Here is a 19,754-nt window from a genome sequence, read left to right as displayed (position 1 = left end):
CGCTGGAGGCGTGCTCTACCGGCTGTTGGCCGACGCCACCGCCGTCACGCATTTCGCGTTCGTGGCCTACGTGGTGGTCGGCGGGTTCCTCGCGTGGCGCTTCGGGCGCACGATCTGGCTGCACGTGCTCGCGGTCTGCTGGGGATTCAGCACGATCGTGTTCGGCATCGACTGCCCGCTCACGTATCTGGAGAACTGGGCGCGCGAGCGTGCCGGGGAGCAGCGGCTGCCGTCGAGCGGCTTCATCGATCACTACATCACCGGCGTGATCTACCCCGAAAGCGCACTCGGGCTGGTGCGGGCAGTCGTGGCCGCGCTGGTGGTGGCGTCCTGGATCGGCTATGGGTGGGCGCTGCGCAGGCGGGCCACCCCGGCCACCCGTGTGCACGCACCGCACTGACGAGGCGGCCCTGCTCAGGCGGCGAGGTGGCGCTCCACGAAGCTCGCGACCTGCGCGCCGTGCTCGTCCAGGTAGAAATGCCCGCCGGGGAACGTCGCCCGATCGAATCCGCCGCTGGTGTGCGCTCGCCATTCGTCGGCCTGTTCGGGTCGCATCGTCGGGTCCTCGGTGCTCACCAGCGCCGCGATGTCGACGCGCAACGGTTCTCCCGGCTGATGACGATAGGTCTCGACCGCTCGATAATCCGCGCGCACGGCGGGCAGCACGAGTTCGGCGAGGCCCGGCTCGGCGCGCAGCATCTCCAGTGGAGCGGGATCCGAGGCCAGCCGTACCAGCTCATCGATGAGCGCGTCGTCGGAGGCCAGGTGCAGCCGCTGCGTCTCCTCGAATGTCGGTGCGGGACGGCCGGAGACGAACAGGGTGGCCAGCGGCTGCCCGGCGCGCTCCAGCCTGCGCGCGGTCTCGAACGCCACGGTCGCGCCCATGCTGTGGCCGAACAAGGACAGCGACGTGATCTCGCCCTGCGCGAGCACCTCTCGCGCGATCCGGTCCGCCAGTGCGGCCAGGTCGGTGATCAGGTCGTCGCCCAGCCGGTCCTGCCGCCCGGGATACTGGACCGCGGACACCGCGACACCCGGCCCGAACCGCTGTGCGAGATCTCGGTATGCCGTGGCCGAGCCTCCGCCCGGCGGGAAGCACAGCAGGTGATGCCGCACGACCGCCTCGGATCGCAGCGTCCGCAACCACTCCGAGTCGGTGATACCGCCTGCCATGTTCGATCTCCCTTCTCCGTCGCATGTCCCGGCACGCGGCCGGACCAGACCACGGTAGTCGCCACGGCCGCCGCATCGGGTGAAGCCTTCAGGCGACCACACGGTCGCCAGGTCGGGTACGACCGCGCGATCGGCCGCAGCCGGGCCAGCCCCGGCGGGGCGGGTATAGCGATCCGACGACTCAGCCGATGCGGAACGCGTCCGCGTTACGGGCACACCACTCCGCGAACGAGCGCGGTGGGCGTCCGATCAGCTGTTCCACCGTGTCGGTGCGCAGACCGACGGTGTCCTTGCGCATCACGGCGAATCCCTCGACGATGGCAGCCGCCAGAACTTCCGGGGCGCCGCCGGGAAACCGGGCGCGAACCGCCTCATCCGCCGTCGCGACCTCGCGCACAGTGATCGTGCGCCCGAGCGTCCCGGCCAGGATCTCGACTTGCTCGGGCACGGTGAGCACCTCGGCGCCGGTGAGGGTGTATTCCCGGCCCGCGTGCCCGTCCCCGGTCAGGACGGCAGCGGCGACGGCGGCGATGTCGGCCGGATCGATCGGCGCATGCCTGCCCGGGCCGATCGGGTTGAGTACGTAGCCGTCCTCGCGGAGGGTCGGGATCCATTCCAGCGCGTTGGTCATGAATCCGCCGGGGCGCAGGAACGTCGCGGGGATACTCGAGGCGCGGACGAGTCGCTCCCGTTCGTGATGCCAGCGGCCCATGGCGGGCATCGGATCGCCCAGGACGTTGATCGATGACAGCTGCACGATCCGGCGCACCCCGGCGGCTGCGGCGGCCTCGACCGCATGCCGGACCGGTGCGACGCCGATGCCGCCCCTGATGCCGGAATTCCTTGACCTGCACGGCAAGACCAACAAGGCCGTGCGCGCCGCCGCCGAGGCCGCCCTGCGCGCGCACGGACTGCATCTCGGCCAGGATCACCTGCTGGCGGCGCTGTGGGAGCGCGACGGCAGGACGCCGGGAGAACTCGCGGCCACACTGAACGTCAGCACGCCCACCGTCGTCAAAATGGCCACCCGCATGGCGGAGGCCGGACTGCTCGAGCGCCGCCGGGACGACAAGGACAGCAGGCTCGTCCGCCTGCGGTTGCTCGACGAGGGCCGACGCCTGCGCACCCCGATCGAAGCGGAACGCCGATCTCTCGAAGATCGTCTCACCGCGTCCCTCACCTCGGCAGAACGCGACAACCTGCTCACCGCGCTGGCCAAGATCCACCGCGCCGCAAGCGGACTCATCGACGGGCCGGTCGAGCACTGACGACGCTTGTGCTGTGGCACCCGACCCGATCGGCCCCGGCGAGATCCAGGCCGGTCACGGCGTGAAGGTCTGTAGATGGTCCACGGTGACGAAAGTGCTCTGCGGGCTCGCCGCACGCACCGCCGCTCGTAGCGGCTCCAGACCGCCCCAGTCGCGAGCGGGTTCGGTGAGTGGATGGTCGAAGTCGTCCCAGTGGGTGGGCAGCACGTAGCGCGGGTTGCCGGTGGCGCGCAGCAGGCGCCCGACGTAGTCCTGAATCTTCCCGCCTCCAGCGGGCAGCAGCAGCACGTCCGGGCGCAAGCCCGTCAGTTCCGACTCGATGTAGTTCGAGCCGCCGAAGTTCAGCACGCTCACGCCGCCGCCGCTCACCTCGTAGGCGAGTGTGCCGCCCTCGACCAGATCACGAATCACCCTGGGCTGCGGCAGTTCTCCCGCGCCCAAGCCTGGACGGGTACCCGCGAAAGCCACCGTGGCGCGCGCCCCGGATGCGGAGTGCAGCGAACGCAGCACCCGGATGGTGTATCCGTCGAAACGGAGGAACTCGCCGCCCGTCGCCAAGGCGAGCTGTTGCTCCGGGGCGCCGAGCGCGGCCATGAGGTTCAGGTGCGTCTCGGTGCCGAGCACCGTCGCTCCGGTCTTCTTCGCCAGATACGGCACGTCGGTGAGGTGGTCGTAGTGGCCGTGGGTGACCAGGATGTGATCGGCGCGCAATTCACCGCTGTCGACGTAGTGGTCGATCAGCGCGGTGTCCACGGTGATCGGCGTCTGCGGATCCGCGCCCTCGGCGGTGTAGGTTCCGGTATGGAACCTGGTCAGCCAGGGGTCGATGAGCACGACCTTGCCTCCCGGCAGGCGGATCTCCCAGCTGTTGTTGCCCCACCACCGCAGCGTCACCCCGCCGGGCGATCCGCCCCCGGGAACCGAAGTCGACGCACCATTATCGCCGGAATCCGTTGTAGCACAAGCGACTAGCCCTGCTAGCGCGGCCGCGCCCGCCGTCGCGCCGAGAAATTCACGCCGTCCGAAACCTGTCATGCGGGCACCACACCACATGCCCTGCGGCCGTGTCCAAGACCGGTGTCGACGCTCGGTGATATCGAAAAGGATATCGTCGCAGCGTGGATCAACTGCGCCAGCTCCGGTATTTCGTCGCCGTCGCCGAGGAATTGCATTTCGGGCGGGCCGCCGAACGGCTCGGCATCGCCCAGCCGCCGCTGAGCCAGCGCATCCGCCGCCTGGAGGCCGACCTCGGCGCGCGTCTGTTCGAGCGCGACAGCCGCCGCGTCGAACTCACCGAGGCCGGGCATATTCTGCTCGCCGAGTCGCGAGACCTGCTCGCGCGCTGGGAGCGGACGAGAACGCTGGTCGGGAAGGCGCATCGGGGCGAGATGGACGCCGTGCGGATCGGAGTGCCGCCCGAACTGGCCGGGCGGGTGCTCGCCGCGCTGCTCACCGCGTTCGAGGCCAGGGACGTCCGGGTGGATCTGCAGGAACTGACCACCGCCGAGCAGGTCCGGCTGCTCGCCGACCGCCAATTGGACGCCGGGGTGCTGCAACACCCGGTCGACGTGGTCGGCCTGGAACTCGGCCCGGTGGTGGAGACACCGCTCGGCGTGGTGCTGCCCCGCGATTCGCCGCTGGCCGCGCGGTCGGCGCTGGAACTGGCCGACCTCGCCGGGCACGGCCTGGTGATCTTCCCGCGCGCGGCCGCGCCCGGACTCTACGACGCCACGCTGCGCCGCTGCTGGGAGCACGGCTTCCGCCCGGTCTCGGTGCAGCACGCGCGCAATCCCGAATTCGTCCTGGGCATGGTGCTCTCGGGGCGGGGTGTGGCCTTCGACCAGGGGATGGTGGCGCAGAAGGAACCCCGCGTGGTCTGGCGGCCACTGCCGGAGGGCACGCTGAGTCATCGGTTGTCGCTGGCCTGGCCGGTGGGCGTGGCGCATCCGCTGGTGGGCGAGCTGGCCGAACTGGTCGTCGCGGTGCTGCAAGGCGACGGCGCGTCACGGCCGAGTCCGGTCGCGGACCCGCCGCAACGGCCATGGAACGTCGTCTACGGCCCGCCGTGAACGATCCGGCCGATCGCCTCGACGGCGGCTGCGCCGATGGCGCGATCCACCTCCGGCAGCCGCTGCGCCAAGGTCGCCGCTCGGGTGAAAACCGCTACGGCATAACGCTTTCCATCCGGATACTCGACGACGCCGACCTCGTTGCGCACCCCGGGCAGCGTCCCCGTCTTGGCCCAGACCTGCACGTCCGGCGGAAAGGCGGCGGCGAGCCGGTACCAGTTCACCTGCTGACGCATCAGATCACGCACCCACCGGCACGCCTCCGGTGCGCCCGCCTCGTCCCGGGCGATCATGCTGAGCAGCCGCGCCATCTCCCGCGGGGTGCTCGCGGTGGTGCGCCGCGGGTCCAGCGCGCGGGTGCGCAGCACCTGCTCGGCGTCGAGCGCGGGAAACCGGCGGGCGAACTCGACCGCGTCGGCCGCGCCGATGTCCTCGGCCATGGACTGCACCACGGTGCGCGGCGGACCCACCACGCGGGTGGCGGCGAGGCCCAGTTCGCGCAGCAGCGAGCGCACGTTGTCCAGCCCCACCCGGTCGAACAGCAGGTCCGCCGCGGTGTTGTCGCTGACGGTGAGCGCGAAGTACGCCGCGTCGCGCAGGCTGAACTCGACGTCGTCGGCGCAGCCCGCGGTGCCGACGCCGCCGAGCCGATCCGCCGCCCGCGCCCGCACTCGGTCGGCGGGGTCCAACTGTCCCGCCGCTACTTGCCTGGCGAACTCCAGGACGAGCGGCACCTTCACCACCGAGGCGAGCACCACCGGTTCGTCCGCCCGGACGCCCGCCTCGGCGCCGCAATCGACGCACCGGGCATGCACCCACCCCTCGACGCCGACAGTCCGAAAGATCTCCTGCACCGATGCAGCATCCCCGTCCGCTGTGGCGGATACGGCACCGGGGCGTGCCGGACGGCTCAGGCCCCGCCGGGGCTCGTCCGCGCGATTCGCTGTTCGAGTTCGGCGATCCGCTGCCGATAGTCGGCCAATTCCGTAAGACGAGAACTCATCTCGTCGGTCAACTGAGCGATCCGGCCGAGGTAGCGGTGCGCGGGGCGGTCGGCCCAGTAGGCGCCGGCGCGGCCGTACTCCACCGCACGATCGACGTCGCCCGCGGCGACTCCCGCCGCCGCCGCGTCCGTCGTCGCCGCCGCGAGCGCGGCCTCGAGCTGCTCCACGCGCAATCGCGTCGCCTGGTCGTGACCGGCGGTGCCGAGTGCCGCGCGCTCGGCGGCGAGGTCCTGGATCTCCCGGAGGTACCCCGCGTTCTGCGCGTCCTGCACGGCCATCAGCTCGTAGTCGAGTGTGATCGGCGCGGAGCGGACCCGGTCCGGGAGCAGAGCCGCACGCGGCCGCAGGTCGATGCCGAAGACCGGCACGCGTTCTCGCGCGGGTGAATTCGGCTTCTTTCTGATCGTCGGCACCGTGTATTCCGCGCTTCCGGCGTAGACGTTCGTCATCGTCGATCGACCTCACCTATGGCCGACGCGCGGCAGTTCGGTGCGCCGGCCATGCTCTGCCCCTCTGCCCGCACGCGACGGACAGGTCATCGGATCGGCGCTGCGTCACCGCGCCGGCTGCTGCGGTGCAGCATGTGGACATGCTGGCCGATACGTCCGGTCTTCGCGCCCCCCACTATTTTCACTGGCGAGAAGTGCGCTCGGACAGTCTCTTTGGTGTGACATGGTGCTGCCACGGCCCGCATCCACCACCATCCGAGACGCCGGGGCCTCGAGCTCGTCAGCATTTCATCCGCTATCCCGGCCTCGCCCTTGTGCGATCCCGCGGTCGCCGTTCGGGCCTGTCCATGGGTTCCACCTGGACGGTGCGCCATCCGTTCGTCGACCACCCCGCCGTATCGAGGCGCGGCGCGCCCGCATGCGGGCCACACTGGTCGCCGAACCGAATCGGCGCAGGTGACACCACAGACGACGGTGCGGCGCGGAAGCCGCGGACCGCATCCGGCGCGGCTGTGACGACCACCGCACCCGAGTTCGCCGTACCGCCAACTACGCTGAAGCGAGTGAACACGCACGCACGGCTCGTCCAGGACTACGAGGCCGGTATCGGTGTCACCGCCTCGCCCATCTCCTCCGCGCCCGATCCGGGTAGCAATCTCGCCGCGACACTACCGGTCTGGGCACTCGCCGCCGGTTCGGTCGCGGCGCTGACCGCCGCGGCGAACCGCATGCGGGCGGCCCGCGGTCTGGCCCCGGTGGCGCATCGCATCGACCCGGCCCGCATCACCGCGGCCTTCTCCAGCGAGCGTCTCTTACGCATCGGCGGCCAACTGCCGACGCAGTTCGCCGACCTCTCCGGCTTCTTCCCCACCTTCGACGGATGGGTTCGCACGCACGCCAACTATCCGCATCACCGGGCGCGACTGCTCGCCACACTCGGCTTGCCCGACTCCGTGCCGGTCGATCTCGCCGTCGCCCGAATTGCGATGGTCCGCGCCTCGGATCTGGAGGAACAGGCCTCCGCGCAGGGCGCTATCGCGGTCCGCGTCCGTACCGAGGACGAGTGGACCGCCAGCCCGGAAGGACAGGCCGCGGCGGCGGGCCCCTTGGTCGCGATCGACCGGCGCGCCGACCGCGGGGAAGCCGGATTGCCTACGGGCGCCGCACCTTTGCAGCCGCTGCGGGGATTGCGTGTGCTCGATCTGACCAGGGTGATCGCGGGCCCGGTCGCGACGCGGGCGCTGGCTTTGCTCGGCGCCGAAGTGTTGCGGGTCGACCCGCCGCAACTGCCCGAGATCCCCTGGCAATTCGCCGACACCGGTCAGGGCAAGCGCTCGGCGTTGGTCGATCTGCGCACCAGTGGCCTCGATGATCTGATCGCCGCCGCCGACGTGCTGATCACCGGCTACCGGCCGGGCGCACTGGAGCGCGCCGGGGTGCGGGCCGCCGCTCGGCCAGGGCTGATCCACGGGCGGGTGTCCGCCTGGGGTGAAGCCGGGCCGTGGGGTGAGCGGCGCGGCTTCGACAGCATCGTGCAGGCCGCATCCGGCATCTCGATCCTGGAGGGCGCGCCCTCCGTGCCGGGAGCGCTGCCCGCGCAGGCGCTCGACCACGCCTCGGGCTACCTCCTCGCCGCCGGAGTGATCGACGCCTTGGTCGCGCGCGCGGGCGACGGCATCGGGCGGGACGTGCGGGTGGCTCTGGCCCGCACCGCGTCCTGGCTGCTCGGCGCCCCCGACCGCACACCGCGTCATCCGGCAGCCGCGGAGCCGAGCGCAGCACAGGTGGTCCGGCACGGACAAGTCGTCACCGCGCCCCCCGTACTCCCCGAATACCCGGACTACGCCTGGCCCGCACCCGCCTACGGCGCGGACCGTCCCGCTTGGCCCCTGCCGACCCACTGACCCGTCCCGCTGAGGCGCCGCGAAATCCTTCGCGGCGCCGACCAGTGGCGCTCGCGGTACCGCGCCTGTGCCCCATCCCCGTCGGAGCTGTCCAGGAGCACTAATCCTCGACCCCGGCCAGTGCGGCGACCGCCTGCGCCAGGCGGTCGCCGTCGGGGAGGTTCGCGTCCGGAGCGATGGTTTGCAGTACGCCGAGGCCCTGGACGAGTACGAAATACAGTTCGCCGATCGCCTCGGCCTGGTCTTCGCTCAGCTGCGGGTGCGCCGCCCGCAGCGCGTCCGCCATCTCCCGGTAGGCCCCGGGCAGGCTCTGCGCGAAGAACTTCCGCGACTCCGGCGAGCGGGCGACGCGAACCAGGTTCTCCATGCTCGCCAGCATGCTGTCGTGGTTCTCGGTGAACACCGCGGGCATGCCGTTCCACATCGTGGCGAACGCTGCCAGCGGCGTCACACCACTACCCTCGCGGATCTTCTGTTCCATGCTGTCGCCGATCGCGGTGCCCAGCGAGTCGGCCAGGGCCTCGGTGATCAGCTGGTCTTTCGAGCCGAAGTGGTAGCCGATCGCCGCCAGGCTCACACCGGCCGCCGAGGCGATGTCGCGGGCGGTCGCCTTGGCGACGCCCCGCTCGATGATGACTTTCCGTGCTCCCGCCAGCAGATCCTCGCGATTTCCCATGACTCGAGGCTACAACGTCTAAGACATATGTACCAGACGTATGTACTACCGCCTGCCATCACCGAGCTATCGGCCACCTCGGCGACGCCCCGGCACCCCGGCTCGCTAGTCTCGTCCCGTGCGGCAGAAGATCATCCTGGACGTCGACACCGGCATCGACGACTCGCTCGCGCTGCTGTACGTGCTCGGCTCCCCCGAGGCCGAGATCACCGGAATCGCCGCCACCGCGGGCAACGTTCCGGCGGCGCAGGTGGCGGCGAACAATCTGGCCTGGCTGGACGTCTGCCACGCGCCGGACATCGAAGTGGCGCTCGGCGCGGCCGAACCACTCGCGATCCCGCTGCGCACCACCGAGGACACGCACGGACCCCAGGGCATCGGGTACGCCGAACTCCCCCGGTCGGCCCGCCGTCTCTCGCCGCGGTCGGCCGCGCGGATGTGGGTCGAGCTGGTGCGCGCGCATCCCGGGGAGATCGTCGGCCTGTGCACCGGGCCGCTGACCAATCTCGCACTCGCCTTGCGGATCGAACCGGAGCTGCCGCTGTTGCTGCACCGCCTGGTGATCATGGGCGGCGCGTTCAATCATCCGGGCAACACGACGCCGACCAACGAGTGGAACGTGCACGTCGATCCGGAGGCCGCCAAGGAGGTCTTCGACGCGTTCGCCGCGGCCCCCGCACAGCGCAGGCCGATCGTGTGCGCGCTCGACATCACCGAGACCATCGAGATGCGGCCCGAGCACCTGGCCCGCCTCGCCGAGCGCGCGAAGAGCTATCCGGTGGAGGTCGTCTCGCCCGCCGATCCGCCCGAGGCCCGCTCGGCGGCGAGCAATCCGATCGTCCGGCACGTCACCGACGCGGTGCGGTTCTACTTCGATTTCCACCACGGCTACGACCTGGGCTACTTGGCCCACATGCACGACCCGTTCGCGGCCGCGGTGGCGCTGGACCCGGCGCTGGCCCGTACCCGCCCGGCGACGGTGGACGTGGAACTGGCCGGAACCATCACCCGCGCGACCACGGTCGCCGACTGGACGGGCATGTGGGGCCGGGAACCCAACGCCGACATCGTGATCGGCACCGACCATGAGCTGTTCTTCGAGCGACTGATCGCCCGGGTCGGCGACCTCGCGCGCACGGTGCATCCGCCCGCCGCACAGGAGGTCCGGTGACCGACGCCGACGACACGACCTACCTGGCCGCCTTCCGCACCCGGCTCGGCCTGCCCGGAATCATCGACGTCCATACGCATTTCATGCCCGACCAGGTGCTGCGGAAGGTGTGGGCCTACTTCGACTCGGCAGGTCCGTTGACCGGCCGCGCCTGGCCGATCACCTACCGCGCCGACGAGCAGGTCCGTTTGAAGACGCTGCGCGACTTCGGCGTTCGCGCGTTCACCGCTCTCGTCTACCCCCACAAGCCGGACATGGCCGCGTGGCTGAACGAATGGACCGCAGACTTCGCGGCGCGCACGCCCGATTGCCTGCACACCGCCACCTTCTTTCCTGAACCACCGGCCGCGAGCTATGTGCGGGAGGCCGTCGAACGCGGCGCCCGCGTCTTCAAAGCGCACGTCCAAGTCGGCGGCTACCATCCGGGCGACCCGCTGTTGGACCCGGTGTGGGGCCTGCTGGAGGACGCGCGCGTTCCGATCGTCATCCATTGCGGTTCCGGCCCCGCGCCCGGAACGCACACCGGGCCGGAACCGATCGCCGGTGTGCTGCGGCGCTTTCCGCGCCTGCGGTTGATCGTCGCGCACATGGGCACGCCGGAGTACTCCGAATTCCTGGACCTGGCCGAGGCCTACGCGGACGTGCGGCTGGACACCACCATGGTGTGGACCGATTTCTCCGAGGCCGACGCCCCGTTTCCGGTGCACGAACACGGTAGGCTGCGCGCCTTCGCCGACCGCATCCTGTTCGGCAGCGACTTCCCGAACATCCCACATTCCTACGGTCATTCGATCGAGGCGCTCGAACGGCTGGATCTCGGTGACGACTGGTTGCGCCAGGTCTGTTACCGCAATGCGGCGGCGCTGTTCGGCCTCGAATGACCGGTGTCGACCGGCTCGGGTCGCCATGACCGTGAGCCGCTGGGCCGTGCGGGCACCAGCCCGACCGCACCTGGCCGCCGCGGTTGTCACCTACGGCGTCTGGAACGGCCGAAGAACACGCTCTGCCTCGGCAGCGGTCGGCGGCGGCTGCCGTCGAATGCCCGGCGTCGCCGGTGTGTTCGAATATCGGACGTGATCTCGAAGTCGATCGTGGTCGTCGTCCAGCTACTGGCCTGGCTTGCCGCACTGGCCGGGTGCGTGGGGCTCGCACTGCACTTCAGTGGGTCGCAGTCTCGGATGTTGGTCTTGGCGGCTTCGGGTGCGCCGTATCTGATGGGTTCTGCCGTGCTGGGGGCGGTGGCGTTCGTCGCCATGCGGCAGTGGAGCGGTGCGGCGGTCGCGATCGTCGTCGTCGCCATCGCGGCGTGGACGCAAGCGCCGCTGTACGTCGGCCGTTCCGGCGACGCGGACGGGCACACCCTGACGGTGATGCAAGCCAATCTCCTTTTCGACGGAGCCGATCCCCGGGCGCTGGTCGACGAGATACGCGCGAGGAACGTCGCCGTCCTCACCGTGAACGAACTCACGCCGACGGCAGTCGAGGAACTCGGCCGCGCGGGACTGGACCAGGTCTTGCCGTACCGGTTCGTCTCACCGGGAAGGACAGCGACCGGGACGGGAATATGGAGCAGCTACCCGCTGACCGAAACCGTCGAGTACGACGGCTTCGTGCTGAACCAGCTGTCGGCGACCGCCGACGTTCCAGGCGTCGGCCCGGTCGCGGTGTACGCCTTCCATCCGGTACCGCCGGTGTACGGCACGCGGGTCTGGGCCGACGAATTGTCCCGGCTGCGGGTGATTCTCGACCGATCACCCGCGGATCGACCGGTGCTCGCCGGCGGCGATTTCAACGCGACCTACGACCACCGGCAGTTCCGCGCGATGCTGTCCGGCCGCTTCGCCGACGCCGCCGAGCAGGCGGGCGCCGGACATCTGGTCACCTATCCGACCGACAAACGGTGGCCGCCCCTGGTCGGTATCGACCACATCCTCGTCGCCGACGGTAGCGCGGTCGCGGTGGAGACCGTGGGACTCCCCGGCGCCGACCACCGTGCCTTGGTGGCGCGGATCCAGCTGAACGCGCGATAGGCGTTGGATCGGATCCCGGCGGCTCAGCGGCCGTCGAAGGCGTTCAGCAGTTCCTCGGCGGCGAGCGCGGCGGTGAGGGTGCCGTCGCGGACCTGCTTCTCCACTTGCGCCCGAATGGCTTTCACGTCCGGGTTGTCCGAGAGCCTGCGCAGCAGCTGGTCGTGCACCATGGTCCAGGTCCAGTCCACTTGCTGGCGACGGCGCTTCTCGGCGAATTCCCCGGCGTCGGTGAGCACACGACGATGTTCGAGCACCGTGTCCCAGAACCGGTCCAGGCCGACGCCTTCCAAACCGCTCATGGTCAGCACCGGCGGCCGCCACAGCGCGTCGTGCGGGTGGATCAGCCGCAGCGCGCCCGCGAGTTCCCGGGCGGCGGCTCTGGCCTCGACCTCGTGTTTGCCGTCGGCCTTGTTCACCGCGACCAGGTCGGCGAGTTCGAGCACGCCCTTCTTGATCCCTTGCAGCTGGTCGCCGGTCCTGGCCAGGGTGAGGAAGCAGAACACGTCGACCATGTTCGCGACGGTGACCTCCGACTGTCCCACCCCGACGGTCTCCACCAGGATCACGTCGTATCCCGCCGCCTCGAGCAGCACGATGGTCTCGCGTGTCGCCTTGGCGACGCCGCCGAGCGTGCCCGCCGTGGGCGAGGGCCGGATGTAGGCCTCGCGCTGCACCGACAGCCGCGCCATCCTGGTCTTGTCGCCGAGGATGGAACCGCCGGTCCTGGTCGAGGACGGGTCGACCGCCAGCACCGCGACCCGGTGCCCCCGCTCGATCAGATACATGCCGAGCGCGTCGATGAAGGTCGACTTGCCGACGCCGGGAACGCCGGTGATGCCGACGCGGTTGGACGGCGCGCCCCCCGCGCCCGCCTCCGGCGTCACTTTCAGCAGCAGCTGCTGCGCCAGCGCACGGTGATCGGCCCTGGTGGATTCCACCAGCGTGATCGCCCGCGCCAGAGCGGCACGCTCGTTGGCGCGGACCGCCGCGGCGAGGGCGTCGACGTCGATCGCCCGGCGCGCGGTCACCGTCGGGGTGTCGCGCGCCGGGGAACCCGCTTCGCTCATTCCGTCGCGGCGGAATCCGCGGCGCCGCTGCCGAGTTCGTGACCGAGTTCGGCGCCGAGCTTCTTCAGCAAGTCGATCGCCGCGTCCGCGATCACCGTGCCGGGCGGGAAGATCGCCGCCGCGCCCGCCTGGTAGAGCTCCTCGAAGTCACCGGGCGGGATGACGCCGCCGACGATGACCATGATGTCGGGGCGTCCGACATCGGCCAATGCCTGCCGCAGGGCGGGCACCAGCGTGAGGTGGCCCGCCGCCAGCGACGACACACCGACGACGTGCACATCGTTGTCGGCCGCCTGCTGCGCCACCTCTTCCGGGGTCTGGAACAGCGGGCCCACGTCGACGTCGAAGCCGAGGTCGGCGAAGGCCGTGGCGATCACCTTCTGTCCCCGGTCGTGGCCGTCCTGCCCCATCTTCGCGACGAGGATGCGCGGCCTGCGGCCCTCGGCCTCGGCGAATTCCTCGACCAGCTCGCTCGCCTTGGTGATGTTGGTGACCTTCCCTGCCTCGTCGCGGTACACACCGGAGAGGGTACGGATCTCCGCCTGGTGGCGGCCGTATACCTGCTCCAGCGCATCGGAGATCTCGCCCACGGTGGCCTTGGCCCGTGCGGCGTCGATGGCCAGCGCGAGCAGGTTGTTCGCCATGCCGCCCTCGGAAGAGGCCGCGGCGCGGGTCAATTCGGCCAGCGCCCGCCGTACCGCGTCGGGGTCGCGCTCGGCGCGCAGGCGTCGCAGCTTCTCGATCTGCTCGGCGCGCACCCGCGAGTTCTCGACCTTGAGGACCTCGACCTGCTGGTCCTCTTCGACCTGATACTTGTTGACGCCGATCACCGGCTGCTGGCCGGTGTCGATCCGCGCCTGGGTGCGCGCGGCGGCTTCTTCGATGCGCAGTTTCGGGATGCCCTCGCCGATCGCCTGCGCCATGCCGCCGTGCGCCTCGACCTCCGCGATATGCGCGCGGGCGCGGTCGGCCAGCTGGTGGGTGAGCCACTCGACGTAATACGAGCCGCCCCACGGGTCGATCGGGCGGGTGGTGTTGGACTCCTGCTGGATCAGCAGCTGGGTGTTACGGGCGATGCGGGCGGAGAAGTCCGTGGGCAGCGCCAGCGCCTCGTCGAGCGCGTTGGTGTGCAGCGACTGGGTGTGGCCCTGGGTGGCTGCCATCGCCTCGATGCAGGTGCGCGCGACGTTGTTGTAGGCGTCCTGCGCGGTGAGCGACCAGCCGGAGGTCTGCGAATGGGTGCGCAGCGACAGCGATTTCGCGCTCTTCGGGTTGAACTTCGCGACCAGCTCACTCCACAGCAGGCGCCCGGCGCGCAGCTTGGCGACCTCCATGAAGAAGTTCATGCCGATGGCCCAGAAGAACGACAGCCGCGGCGCGAACTTGTCGACCTCCATGCCCGCGTCGATGCCCGCCCGGATGTACTCGACGCCGTCGGCGAGGGTGTAGGCCAGTTCCAGGTCGGCGGTCGCGCCCGCTTCCTGGATGTGGTAGCCGGAGATGGAGATCGAATTGAACTTCGGCATCTTCGCGCTGGTGTAGGCGAAGATGTCGGAGATGATCCGCATCGATGGCTTCGGCGGGTAGATGTAGGTGTTGCGGACCATGAACTCTTTCAGAATGTCGTTCTGAATGGTTCCGGCCAGCTGTTCCGGCGCGACGCCCTGTTCCTCGGCGGCCACGACGTACAGCGCCAGGATCGGCAGCACCGCGCCGTTCATCGTCATCGAGACGCTGACCTGGTCCAGCGGGATGTGGTCGAACAGCTGGCGCATGTCCAGGATCGAGTCGATGGCGACGCCCGCCATGCCGACGTCACCTTGCACCCGCGGATGATCGGAGTCGTAGCCACGGTGGGTCGCCAGGTCGAACGCGACCGACAGACCCTTCTGGCCCGCCTGCAGGTTGCGCCGGTAGAAGGCATTCGAGTCCGCTGCGGTGGAGAAACCCGCGTACTGGCGGATGGTCCACGGCTGGTTGACGTACATCGTGGGGTACGGACCGCGCACGAACGGCGCGACACCGGGCACGCTGTCGAGCGGATATCCTGCGGCCGCGATCGCGTCCCGGTCGGCCTTGGTGAACACCGGCGGCACGTCGATGCCTTCCGGGGTCGACCACACCAGCTGTTCGGGGGCGTACTGGTTGGCCGCCGCGGCCGCGCGCACGTACTCCGTCACCTGCGCCGCGTCGACCGCGGCGGGCTCCGGCGCGCCCTCGGCCAGCGGCACGTCGGCGAAACTACCGATCACGTGCTTGATCTCACGAGTGGTCATCAGGCTCCCACCTTCTCCAGCAGGCCGGACAGCGCGGCGACGGCGTCGATGCGCGCGGCGAGGAATCCGTCCGGGCGTTGCGCGTCGTCCAGGTCGGCGACGGCCTTCGCCGCACCCGCCAGCAGCACGGTGGGCACGCCCGCGGCGCGCAGTTGCCGCACCGCTTCACCCGCTTCCGATCCGTAGCGCGTATCCGAGCCACACAGCACCGCGATCGGCGCGCCCGCTTCGGCGGCCGCCGCGGCGATTCCGTCCACTGCGAGCGGACCCGGATTGATCGACTCGATGCCGCCCGAAGCCAGCAGATTCGCGATGAAGGTGACCCGCACGTTGTGCTCGGCCACCGAGCCGAGCGGCACCAGCATCGCTTTCGGCCGCGCGCCGTGCTCGGCGAGGTAGGCGTCGGAGCGGTTGCGCAGCTGCTCGAACGCGGCGCCGTAGCGGGCGACCCGGCCGGCCTGCCGCGCCGCCTCGGACAGCGGCTGCTCGGCGAGGTTCGGGAATTCGTTCACGCCGGTGACGGCGGTCTTGCGGTGCGCGACATCGGCGTCGCGAGCGGCCTTGGTCGCCGCGACCCGCTCGGCGAGCAGCCCGGACTCCAGCGCGGCGAGGTAGCCTCCGGCCGCCTCGATCTCCTGGAGGAACTCCCATGCCTTCGCCGCCAGCGCGGCGGTGAGGTCCTCGACGTACCAGGAGCCCGCACCCGGATCCTGCACGTGGCCGAGGTGCGATTCCTCGAGCAGCAGCAGCTGAGTGTTGCGGGCCATCCGATCGGCGAACGCCTGCGACACGCCGAGTTCGCCGGGCGGCAGGGCGGAGTCGAACGGCAGCACGGTCACGGTGTCGGCGCCGCCGATGCCCGCGCCGAACGCGGCGAGCGTGGTGCGCAGCATGTTCACCCAGGGGTCGCGCTGACTCATCATGGCGGCCGAGGTGACCGCGTGCTGGGGCGCGCCGCCGAAATCCGGTGCTCCGCAGACCTGCGCGACCCGCGCCCACAGCCGCCTGGCGGCACGGAACTTCGCGATGGTGGCGAACTGATCGTCGGTGGCGGCGAACCGGAACTCCAGCTGTCCCAGCGCGTCGGCGATGTCCAGGCTCTCCGTCAGCGACCGCAGGTAGGCCAGGCCCGCGGCGACCGCCGCGCCCAGTTCCTGGGCGTCGGAGGCGCCCGCGTCGTGGAAGACGGTCCCGTCCACGGTGATCGCACGCACCGTTTCCGGTCGTCGCGCCGCCTGTCCGGCCAGTGCGACGGCCTCGGCGAGACCGGTGTCGGCCGGGCCGGCGAAGCGGCTGGTCAGAGGCGCGGCGCCGAGCGAGACCCGGATGCCATCGCGCGCTGGCGCGGTGTAGCCGTCGAGCGCCGCGAACACCTGCGCCGCCGCGTCGGCGACGTCGCCGCCCGCGTCCAGCGTGAGCGGGGCGAGTTCGAAGAGCAGGCCGGTCAGGGCGGTCGGCAGATCCGCCACCGGTACGCCGCGCTCGCCGGCACCGAGCCAGATCGCGCTGATCCCGTTCTCCAGCGCGGCCAGGATCTCGCGGTTCGCCGCCGCGGCGTCGCGCTGGGCGAACCGGGCGCTGACGAACCAACCCCGGTGCACGTCGCGAGTGGCGTCTCGGCCGCGAACGAAGGGGAACGTTCCGGGCAGGGGCTGCTCCGGCAGCTCATCGCGCCGGGTGTAGAGCGGGGCGACCGTCAGCCCGTCATAGGTGGTCTCGTCGAGCAGTCGCTCGGGCTCCTCGGGAAGTTCGCTGACATCGACGCGGCGAGCCTTCGCCAGCACCCCGGCAACACCCTTGCGCCATGCGCCGTATTCGGGCACCGGGTCGGCCCCGGGATCTGAAGCAATCGGCATAGCTTGCTGTTCCTCTTCCTCACCACGGGCGCACCGCCAGTGCGCGCCCGATACCCTCACATTCGCCCAGCTCAGCGACTACTTCGGTTAACGGGCATTCGTCCCGCTTCCACTGATGCTAGCGGGCGGATTCCCAGCCGGTTGACCCTGCCCGCCACTACCAACCGGTAACCTGTCGCCCGTGACGAGGCTGATCCGTGACCCGCGTATCGTCGCGCTGATCGTCGGCGCGGTCGCGCTGTTCGGCGCGGCGCTGCTGGTCCCGCTGCCGTCGCCCCGCCAGGTGCAGGACTGGGCGACTTCCGTCGGCCCGGTCTTCCCGCTGCTGTTCTTCCTGGTCCACGCTCTGGTGACGGTGGCGCCGATCCCGCGCACCGTATTCACCGTCAGCGCCGGACTGCTGTTCGGCCCGCTGCTTGGCATCACGCTCGCGGTGAGCGCGACGACCGTCAGCGCGGCCCTGGCCATCGTGCTCATCCGCGCGCTCGATCGCAATCAGGTCGCCGCCCGGCTCACCCATCCCGCGGTGCGCGCCATCGATGTACGTCTCGCCCGCCGCGGCTGGCTGGCGGTCGGCTCGCTGCGGCTCATCGCGGCCGTACCGTTCTCGGTGATCAATTACTGCTGTGGCTTGTCCTCGATCCGGTTCTGGCCGTATCTGTTCGCCACGGTGCTGGGTGTGCTGCCCGGCACGATCGGCACCGTCATCCTCGGCGACGCGCTCACCGGGACCACCCATCCGGCGATGCTCGCGCTGTCCGGCGCCTGCCTCGCGGTCGGACTGGCCGGTCTGGTGGTCGACGCGCGATGGAAGACGACAGTCCCCGCTTCGGTAGACATCGCCGAACCCGTCGCGGCTGCCGACTGAGCAACGCTCGGTCCGTGACCGATTCCACCGGAACCGGGGTCACGTCCCGCATTCCCGCCGCGCAGCCCGACGGGAATGCGGGAAATTCAGCGGTGCCGAGAACGAGGATGAATCAGTAATAAGGGACTAAGCGCCCGTCCGCTCTCCAGTGCACGGTTCGCGTGCGGCACCGCAATTGACACTACAACCGCGCCATCAATTGACACTACAACCGCGCCATCGCCGGATAGGGCCGCAGTGCAGTTCGTCCCCTACCGCGTCACATAAGCCTCTGCCGCGACAGCTCCGCGCACCGACCCTTATCAATTTCGTAAAGTCGGCAACTATTTGCCGCTCTGCATCGTGGTTTAGGTGTACGCGAACGAACCGGTCGGCTTAAACTGATTTCCGGTCGGGTCTGGAGGCAAGGTGATGACCGTTCAGCGACCGCAGTTCGACCCCGACCGTGGATCGAACACCGCACCGGACGTGTCGCCACCAGAGCCTGTACCGCTGTCAGCCGGACAGCGGGGGCTGTGGCTGGCGCAACGCTTGAGTCCGGACGTCCCGATATGCGAGGCGCAATACGTCGAGTTCCACGGCGAGCTCGATCGTGAGCTTCTGCGTTCGCTGATAATTCGCGCGGGTCACGAGTTCCAGTCAGGGTATTTTCGGCTGGTCGAGGTGGACGGCACCCCGCATCAACTGTTCGACCCGTCACTGGCTTCGACGGGGCCGGTAATCGATACGCGTGCCGAACCGGATCCCATGGCGGCGGCATTGAAGTGGATGCACGACGAATACACCGCACCGCTGGATATGGCTCGGGACCGGTTGTGGGCGGGGGCGCTTCTGCAGGTCGGCGACCGGCATTACCTGTTGTACAACAGAGCTCACCATGTCGCGGTGGACGGCTACGCCGCGATGACGATGTTGAACCGGCTCGCGGAGTTGTACACGGCCGCCGTGGAGGAACGGCCGCCGGAACCGAATCGGGCGGCGGACCTTCGCACACTGTACGAGGCCGACCGCATGTATCGGGAGTCGAAGCGGTTCGCCGACGACCAGGCATATTGGGTGGACAAGCTCGCCGATGTCGCCGATGACGAATCCAGTCTGGCGACCCGCTACGCGCCGCCGCGTGCGGACAGCCTGGTCGCGATGGCCGAACTGCCGACGGCGCTGGTGGGGCGGATCGCGGACGCCGCGAAAGCGCTCGACGCGAGCCCGGCCGCGGTGGTGATCGCCGCGTTCGGTTGCTATCTGGCCCGGATGACCGGCCGGGACGAGGTCCTCGTCGATGTTCCCGTCTCCGGCCGAACCACGGCCGTCCTGCGCCGGTCCGGCGGGGTGTTCGTCAACCTCGCGCCGCTTCCGCTCGCACTCGGCGCGGAAGACACGGTCGCGACGCTGGTACGGCGGGTTCAATCCGACTTGGTCGGCGCGTTGCGCCACCAGCGGTGCGGCCTCGCCGATATTCGCGCCGCCACCGGATCGCGCGGGCAGCGGCGGTTCGCGGGCCCGATGGTGAACGTCATGTTCTTCCCCCAGAAGATCCGCTTCGGCGAGTTGACCGGGGACTTCCACATCCTCAGCTCCGGGCCGGTCGAGGATCTCCTGGTCAACCTGTATCAGACCGGAGAACCGCCGCGGACGATCCTGCACTTCCTGGCCAATCCCGACCGCTACACCGGCCCCGAACTGTCCGCCCACCACAGCGAGTTCGTGGAGTTCCTCGACGAGTTCGCCGCCGCCACGCCGGCCACCGACCTCGCGCGGATCCACCCCAGCAGTGCGCGCGAAGCGGCCCGGATCCGAAGCCGCCGCGACGACCTCGCGTTCTGGCGCGACGCCCTCGCGGACCTTCCGGAGGAGTTGTCGTTGCCGGTGGATCGTCCCCGCCCCGCAGTGGCCTCCCACCACGGCGCCACCACCACCTACACCCTCGACACCGAACTCATCAC

Annotated in this window: 18 protein-coding genes; 9 read left to right on the top strand and 9 right to left on the bottom strand. The window is 70.0% G+C overall.

What is annotated here, in order from left to right; translation table 11 throughout:
- The first annotated feature begins 10 nt into the window (after nucleotides 1-10).
- A complete protein-coding gene (locus ACFV2O_RS32635) occupies nucleotides 11-400 on the top strand; it encodes a DUF2784 domain-containing protein (RefSeq protein WP_355078435.1) in 390 nt (129 codons plus the stop codon).
- Between the two features lie 14 nt (nucleotides 401-414).
- Here ACFV2O_RS32635 and ACFV2O_RS32630 read toward each other — a convergent pair whose 3' ends face one another.
- Together ACFV2O_RS32630 and ACFV2O_RS32625 are read right to left on the bottom strand one after the other, a co-directional pair.
- A complete protein-coding gene (locus ACFV2O_RS32630; protein WP_379255447.1) occupies nucleotides 415-1,173 on the bottom strand; it encodes a thioesterase II family protein in 759 nt (252 codons plus the stop codon).
- A gap of 181 nt (nucleotides 1,174-1,354) precedes the next feature.
- Nucleotides 1,355-2,032, bottom strand: coding sequence for an NAD(P)H-binding protein (locus ACFV2O_RS32625; RefSeq protein WP_379255446.1), 678 nt, complete (start codon nucleotides 2,030-2,032; stop codon nucleotides 1,355-1,357).
- On the opposite strand from ACFV2O_RS32625, the gene ACFV2O_RS32620 reads away from it, so the two are divergent.
- The gene (locus tag ACFV2O_RS32620) at nucleotides 2,004-2,441 is read left to right on the top strand and encodes a MarR family winged helix-turn-helix transcriptional regulator (RefSeq protein ID WP_379255445.1); all 438 of its coding nucleotides are present in this window, start codon (nucleotides 2,004-2,006) and stop codon (nucleotides 2,439-2,441) included. The two genes, ACFV2O_RS32625 and ACFV2O_RS32620, sit on opposite strands and share 29 nt — an antisense overlap.
- Before the next feature lie 54 nt (nucleotides 2,442-2,495).
- Here the strand turns inward: ACFV2O_RS32620 and ACFV2O_RS32615 are convergent, their stop codons facing one another.
- Complete coding sequence (locus tag ACFV2O_RS32615; protein ID WP_379255444.1) at nucleotides 2,496-3,335, bottom strand: MBL fold metallo-hydrolase; 840 nt, start codon at nucleotides 3,333-3,335, stop codon at nucleotides 2,496-2,498.
- A 224-nt stretch (nucleotides 3,336-3,559) separates the two neighbouring features.
- Between ACFV2O_RS32615 and ACFV2O_RS32610 the strand changes: the two genes are divergently transcribed.
- On the top strand, nucleotides 3,560-4,510 hold the full coding sequence (locus ACFV2O_RS32610; RefSeq protein WP_379255443.1) for a LysR substrate-binding domain-containing protein: 951 nt from the start codon (nucleotides 3,560-3,562) through the stop codon (nucleotides 4,508-4,510).
- Here ACFV2O_RS32610 and ACFV2O_RS32605 read toward each other — a convergent pair.
- Both ACFV2O_RS32605 and ACFV2O_RS32600 read right to left on the bottom strand, forming a co-directional pair.
- Nucleotides 4,495-5,364 carry a serine hydrolase gene (locus ACFV2O_RS32605; protein ID WP_379255441.1) on the bottom strand — a complete coding sequence of 290 codons (870 nt, stop codon included), beginning with the start codon at nucleotides 5,362-5,364 and terminating at the stop codon, nucleotides 4,495-4,497. The two genes, ACFV2O_RS32610 and ACFV2O_RS32605, sit on opposite strands and share 16 nt — an antisense overlap.
- Nucleotides 5,365-5,420: 56 nt before the next feature.
- Entirely contained in the window at nucleotides 5,421-5,963 is a 543-nt protein-coding gene (locus ACFV2O_RS32600; protein ID WP_379255439.1) for a hypothetical protein, read from the bottom strand.
- Nucleotides 5,964-6,526: 563 nt separating this feature from the next.
- On the opposite strand from ACFV2O_RS32600, the gene ACFV2O_RS32595 reads away from it, so the two are divergent.
- The gene (locus ACFV2O_RS32595) at nucleotides 6,527-7,867 is read left to right on the top strand and encodes a CoA transferase (RefSeq protein WP_379255437.1); all 1,341 of its coding nucleotides are present in this window, start codon (nucleotides 6,527-6,529) and stop codon (nucleotides 7,865-7,867) included.
- A gap of 100 nt (nucleotides 7,868-7,967) precedes the next feature.
- On the opposite strand, the gene ACFV2O_RS32590 is transcribed toward ACFV2O_RS32595, so the two are convergent.
- Nucleotides 7,968-8,543 carry a TetR/AcrR family transcriptional regulator gene (locus ACFV2O_RS32590; RefSeq protein WP_379255435.1) on the bottom strand — a complete coding sequence of 192 codons (576 nt, stop codon included), beginning with the start codon at nucleotides 8,541-8,543 and terminating at the stop codon, nucleotides 7,968-7,970.
- Nucleotides 8,544-8,661: 118 nt separating this feature from the next.
- Between ACFV2O_RS32590 and ACFV2O_RS32585 the strand changes: the two genes are divergently transcribed.
- From ACFV2O_RS32585 to ACFV2O_RS32575, 3 genes are all read left to right on the top strand, one after another.
- Nucleotides 8,662-9,714, top strand: a complete 1,053-nt coding sequence (locus ACFV2O_RS32585; RefSeq protein WP_379255433.1) for a nucleoside hydrolase — start codon at nucleotides 8,662-8,664, stop codon at nucleotides 9,712-9,714.
- On the top strand, nucleotides 9,711-10,595 hold the full coding sequence (locus ACFV2O_RS32580; protein ID WP_355078444.1) for an amidohydrolase family protein: 885 nt from the start codon (nucleotides 9,711-9,713) through the stop codon (nucleotides 10,593-10,595). Before ACFV2O_RS32585 ends, ACFV2O_RS32580 begins: the two co-directional genes overlap by 4 nt.
- 192 nt (nucleotides 10,596-10,787) lie before the next feature.
- On the top strand, nucleotides 10,788-11,744 hold the full coding sequence (locus tag ACFV2O_RS32575) for an endonuclease/exonuclease/phosphatase family protein (RefSeq protein ID WP_379255431.1): 957 nt from the start codon (nucleotides 10,788-10,790) through the stop codon (nucleotides 11,742-11,744).
- Nucleotides 11,745-11,767: 23 nt separating this feature from the next.
- Here ACFV2O_RS32575 and meaB read toward each other — a convergent pair whose 3' ends face one another.
- From meaB to ACFV2O_RS32560, 3 genes are read right to left on the bottom strand one after another with little or no spacing between them, the layout of a single operon-like run.
- On the bottom strand, nucleotides 11,768-12,811 hold the full coding sequence (meaB, locus tag ACFV2O_RS32570) for a methylmalonyl Co-A mutase-associated GTPase MeaB (RefSeq protein ID WP_379255430.1): 1,044 nt from the start codon (nucleotides 12,809-12,811) through the stop codon (nucleotides 11,768-11,770).
- Nucleotides 12,808-15,087: a methylmalonyl-CoA mutase gene (scpA, locus tag ACFV2O_RS32565; protein ID WP_379255429.1), complete on the bottom strand. Its 2,280-nt coding sequence runs from the start codon at nucleotides 15,085-15,087 to the stop codon at nucleotides 12,808-12,810. Before scpA ends, meaB begins: the two co-directional genes overlap by 4 nt.
- The gene (locus tag ACFV2O_RS32560) at nucleotides 15,087-16,943 is read right to left on the bottom strand and encodes a methylmalonyl-CoA mutase family protein (RefSeq protein WP_379255428.1); all 1,857 of its coding nucleotides are present in this window, start codon (nucleotides 16,941-16,943) and stop codon (nucleotides 15,087-15,089) included. The genes scpA and ACFV2O_RS32560 overlap by 1 nt, the downstream gene beginning before the upstream one ends.
- 181 nt (nucleotides 16,944-17,124) lie before the next feature.
- On the opposite strand from ACFV2O_RS32560, the gene ACFV2O_RS32555 reads away from it, so the two are divergent.
- Both ACFV2O_RS32555 and ACFV2O_RS32550 read left to right on the top strand, forming a co-directional pair.
- Nucleotides 17,125-17,811 carry a TVP38/TMEM64 family protein gene (locus ACFV2O_RS32555; RefSeq protein ID WP_379255427.1) on the top strand — a complete coding sequence of 229 codons (687 nt, stop codon included), beginning with the start codon at nucleotides 17,125-17,127 and terminating at the stop codon, nucleotides 17,809-17,811.
- A gap of 411 nt (nucleotides 17,812-18,222) precedes the next feature.
- A partial coding sequence (locus ACFV2O_RS32550; RefSeq protein WP_379255425.1) for a condensation domain-containing protein occupies nucleotides 18,223-19,754 on the top strand: 1,532 nt, incomplete at its 3' end.

It is taken from the genome of Nocardia sp. NPDC059691 (assembly GCF_042733915.1).
Classification (GTDB): Bacteria; Actinomycetota; Actinomycetes; order Mycobacteriales; family Mycobacteriaceae; genus Nocardia; species Nocardia sichangensis.
This window is presented reverse-complemented; position numbering and strand designations above follow the sequence as displayed.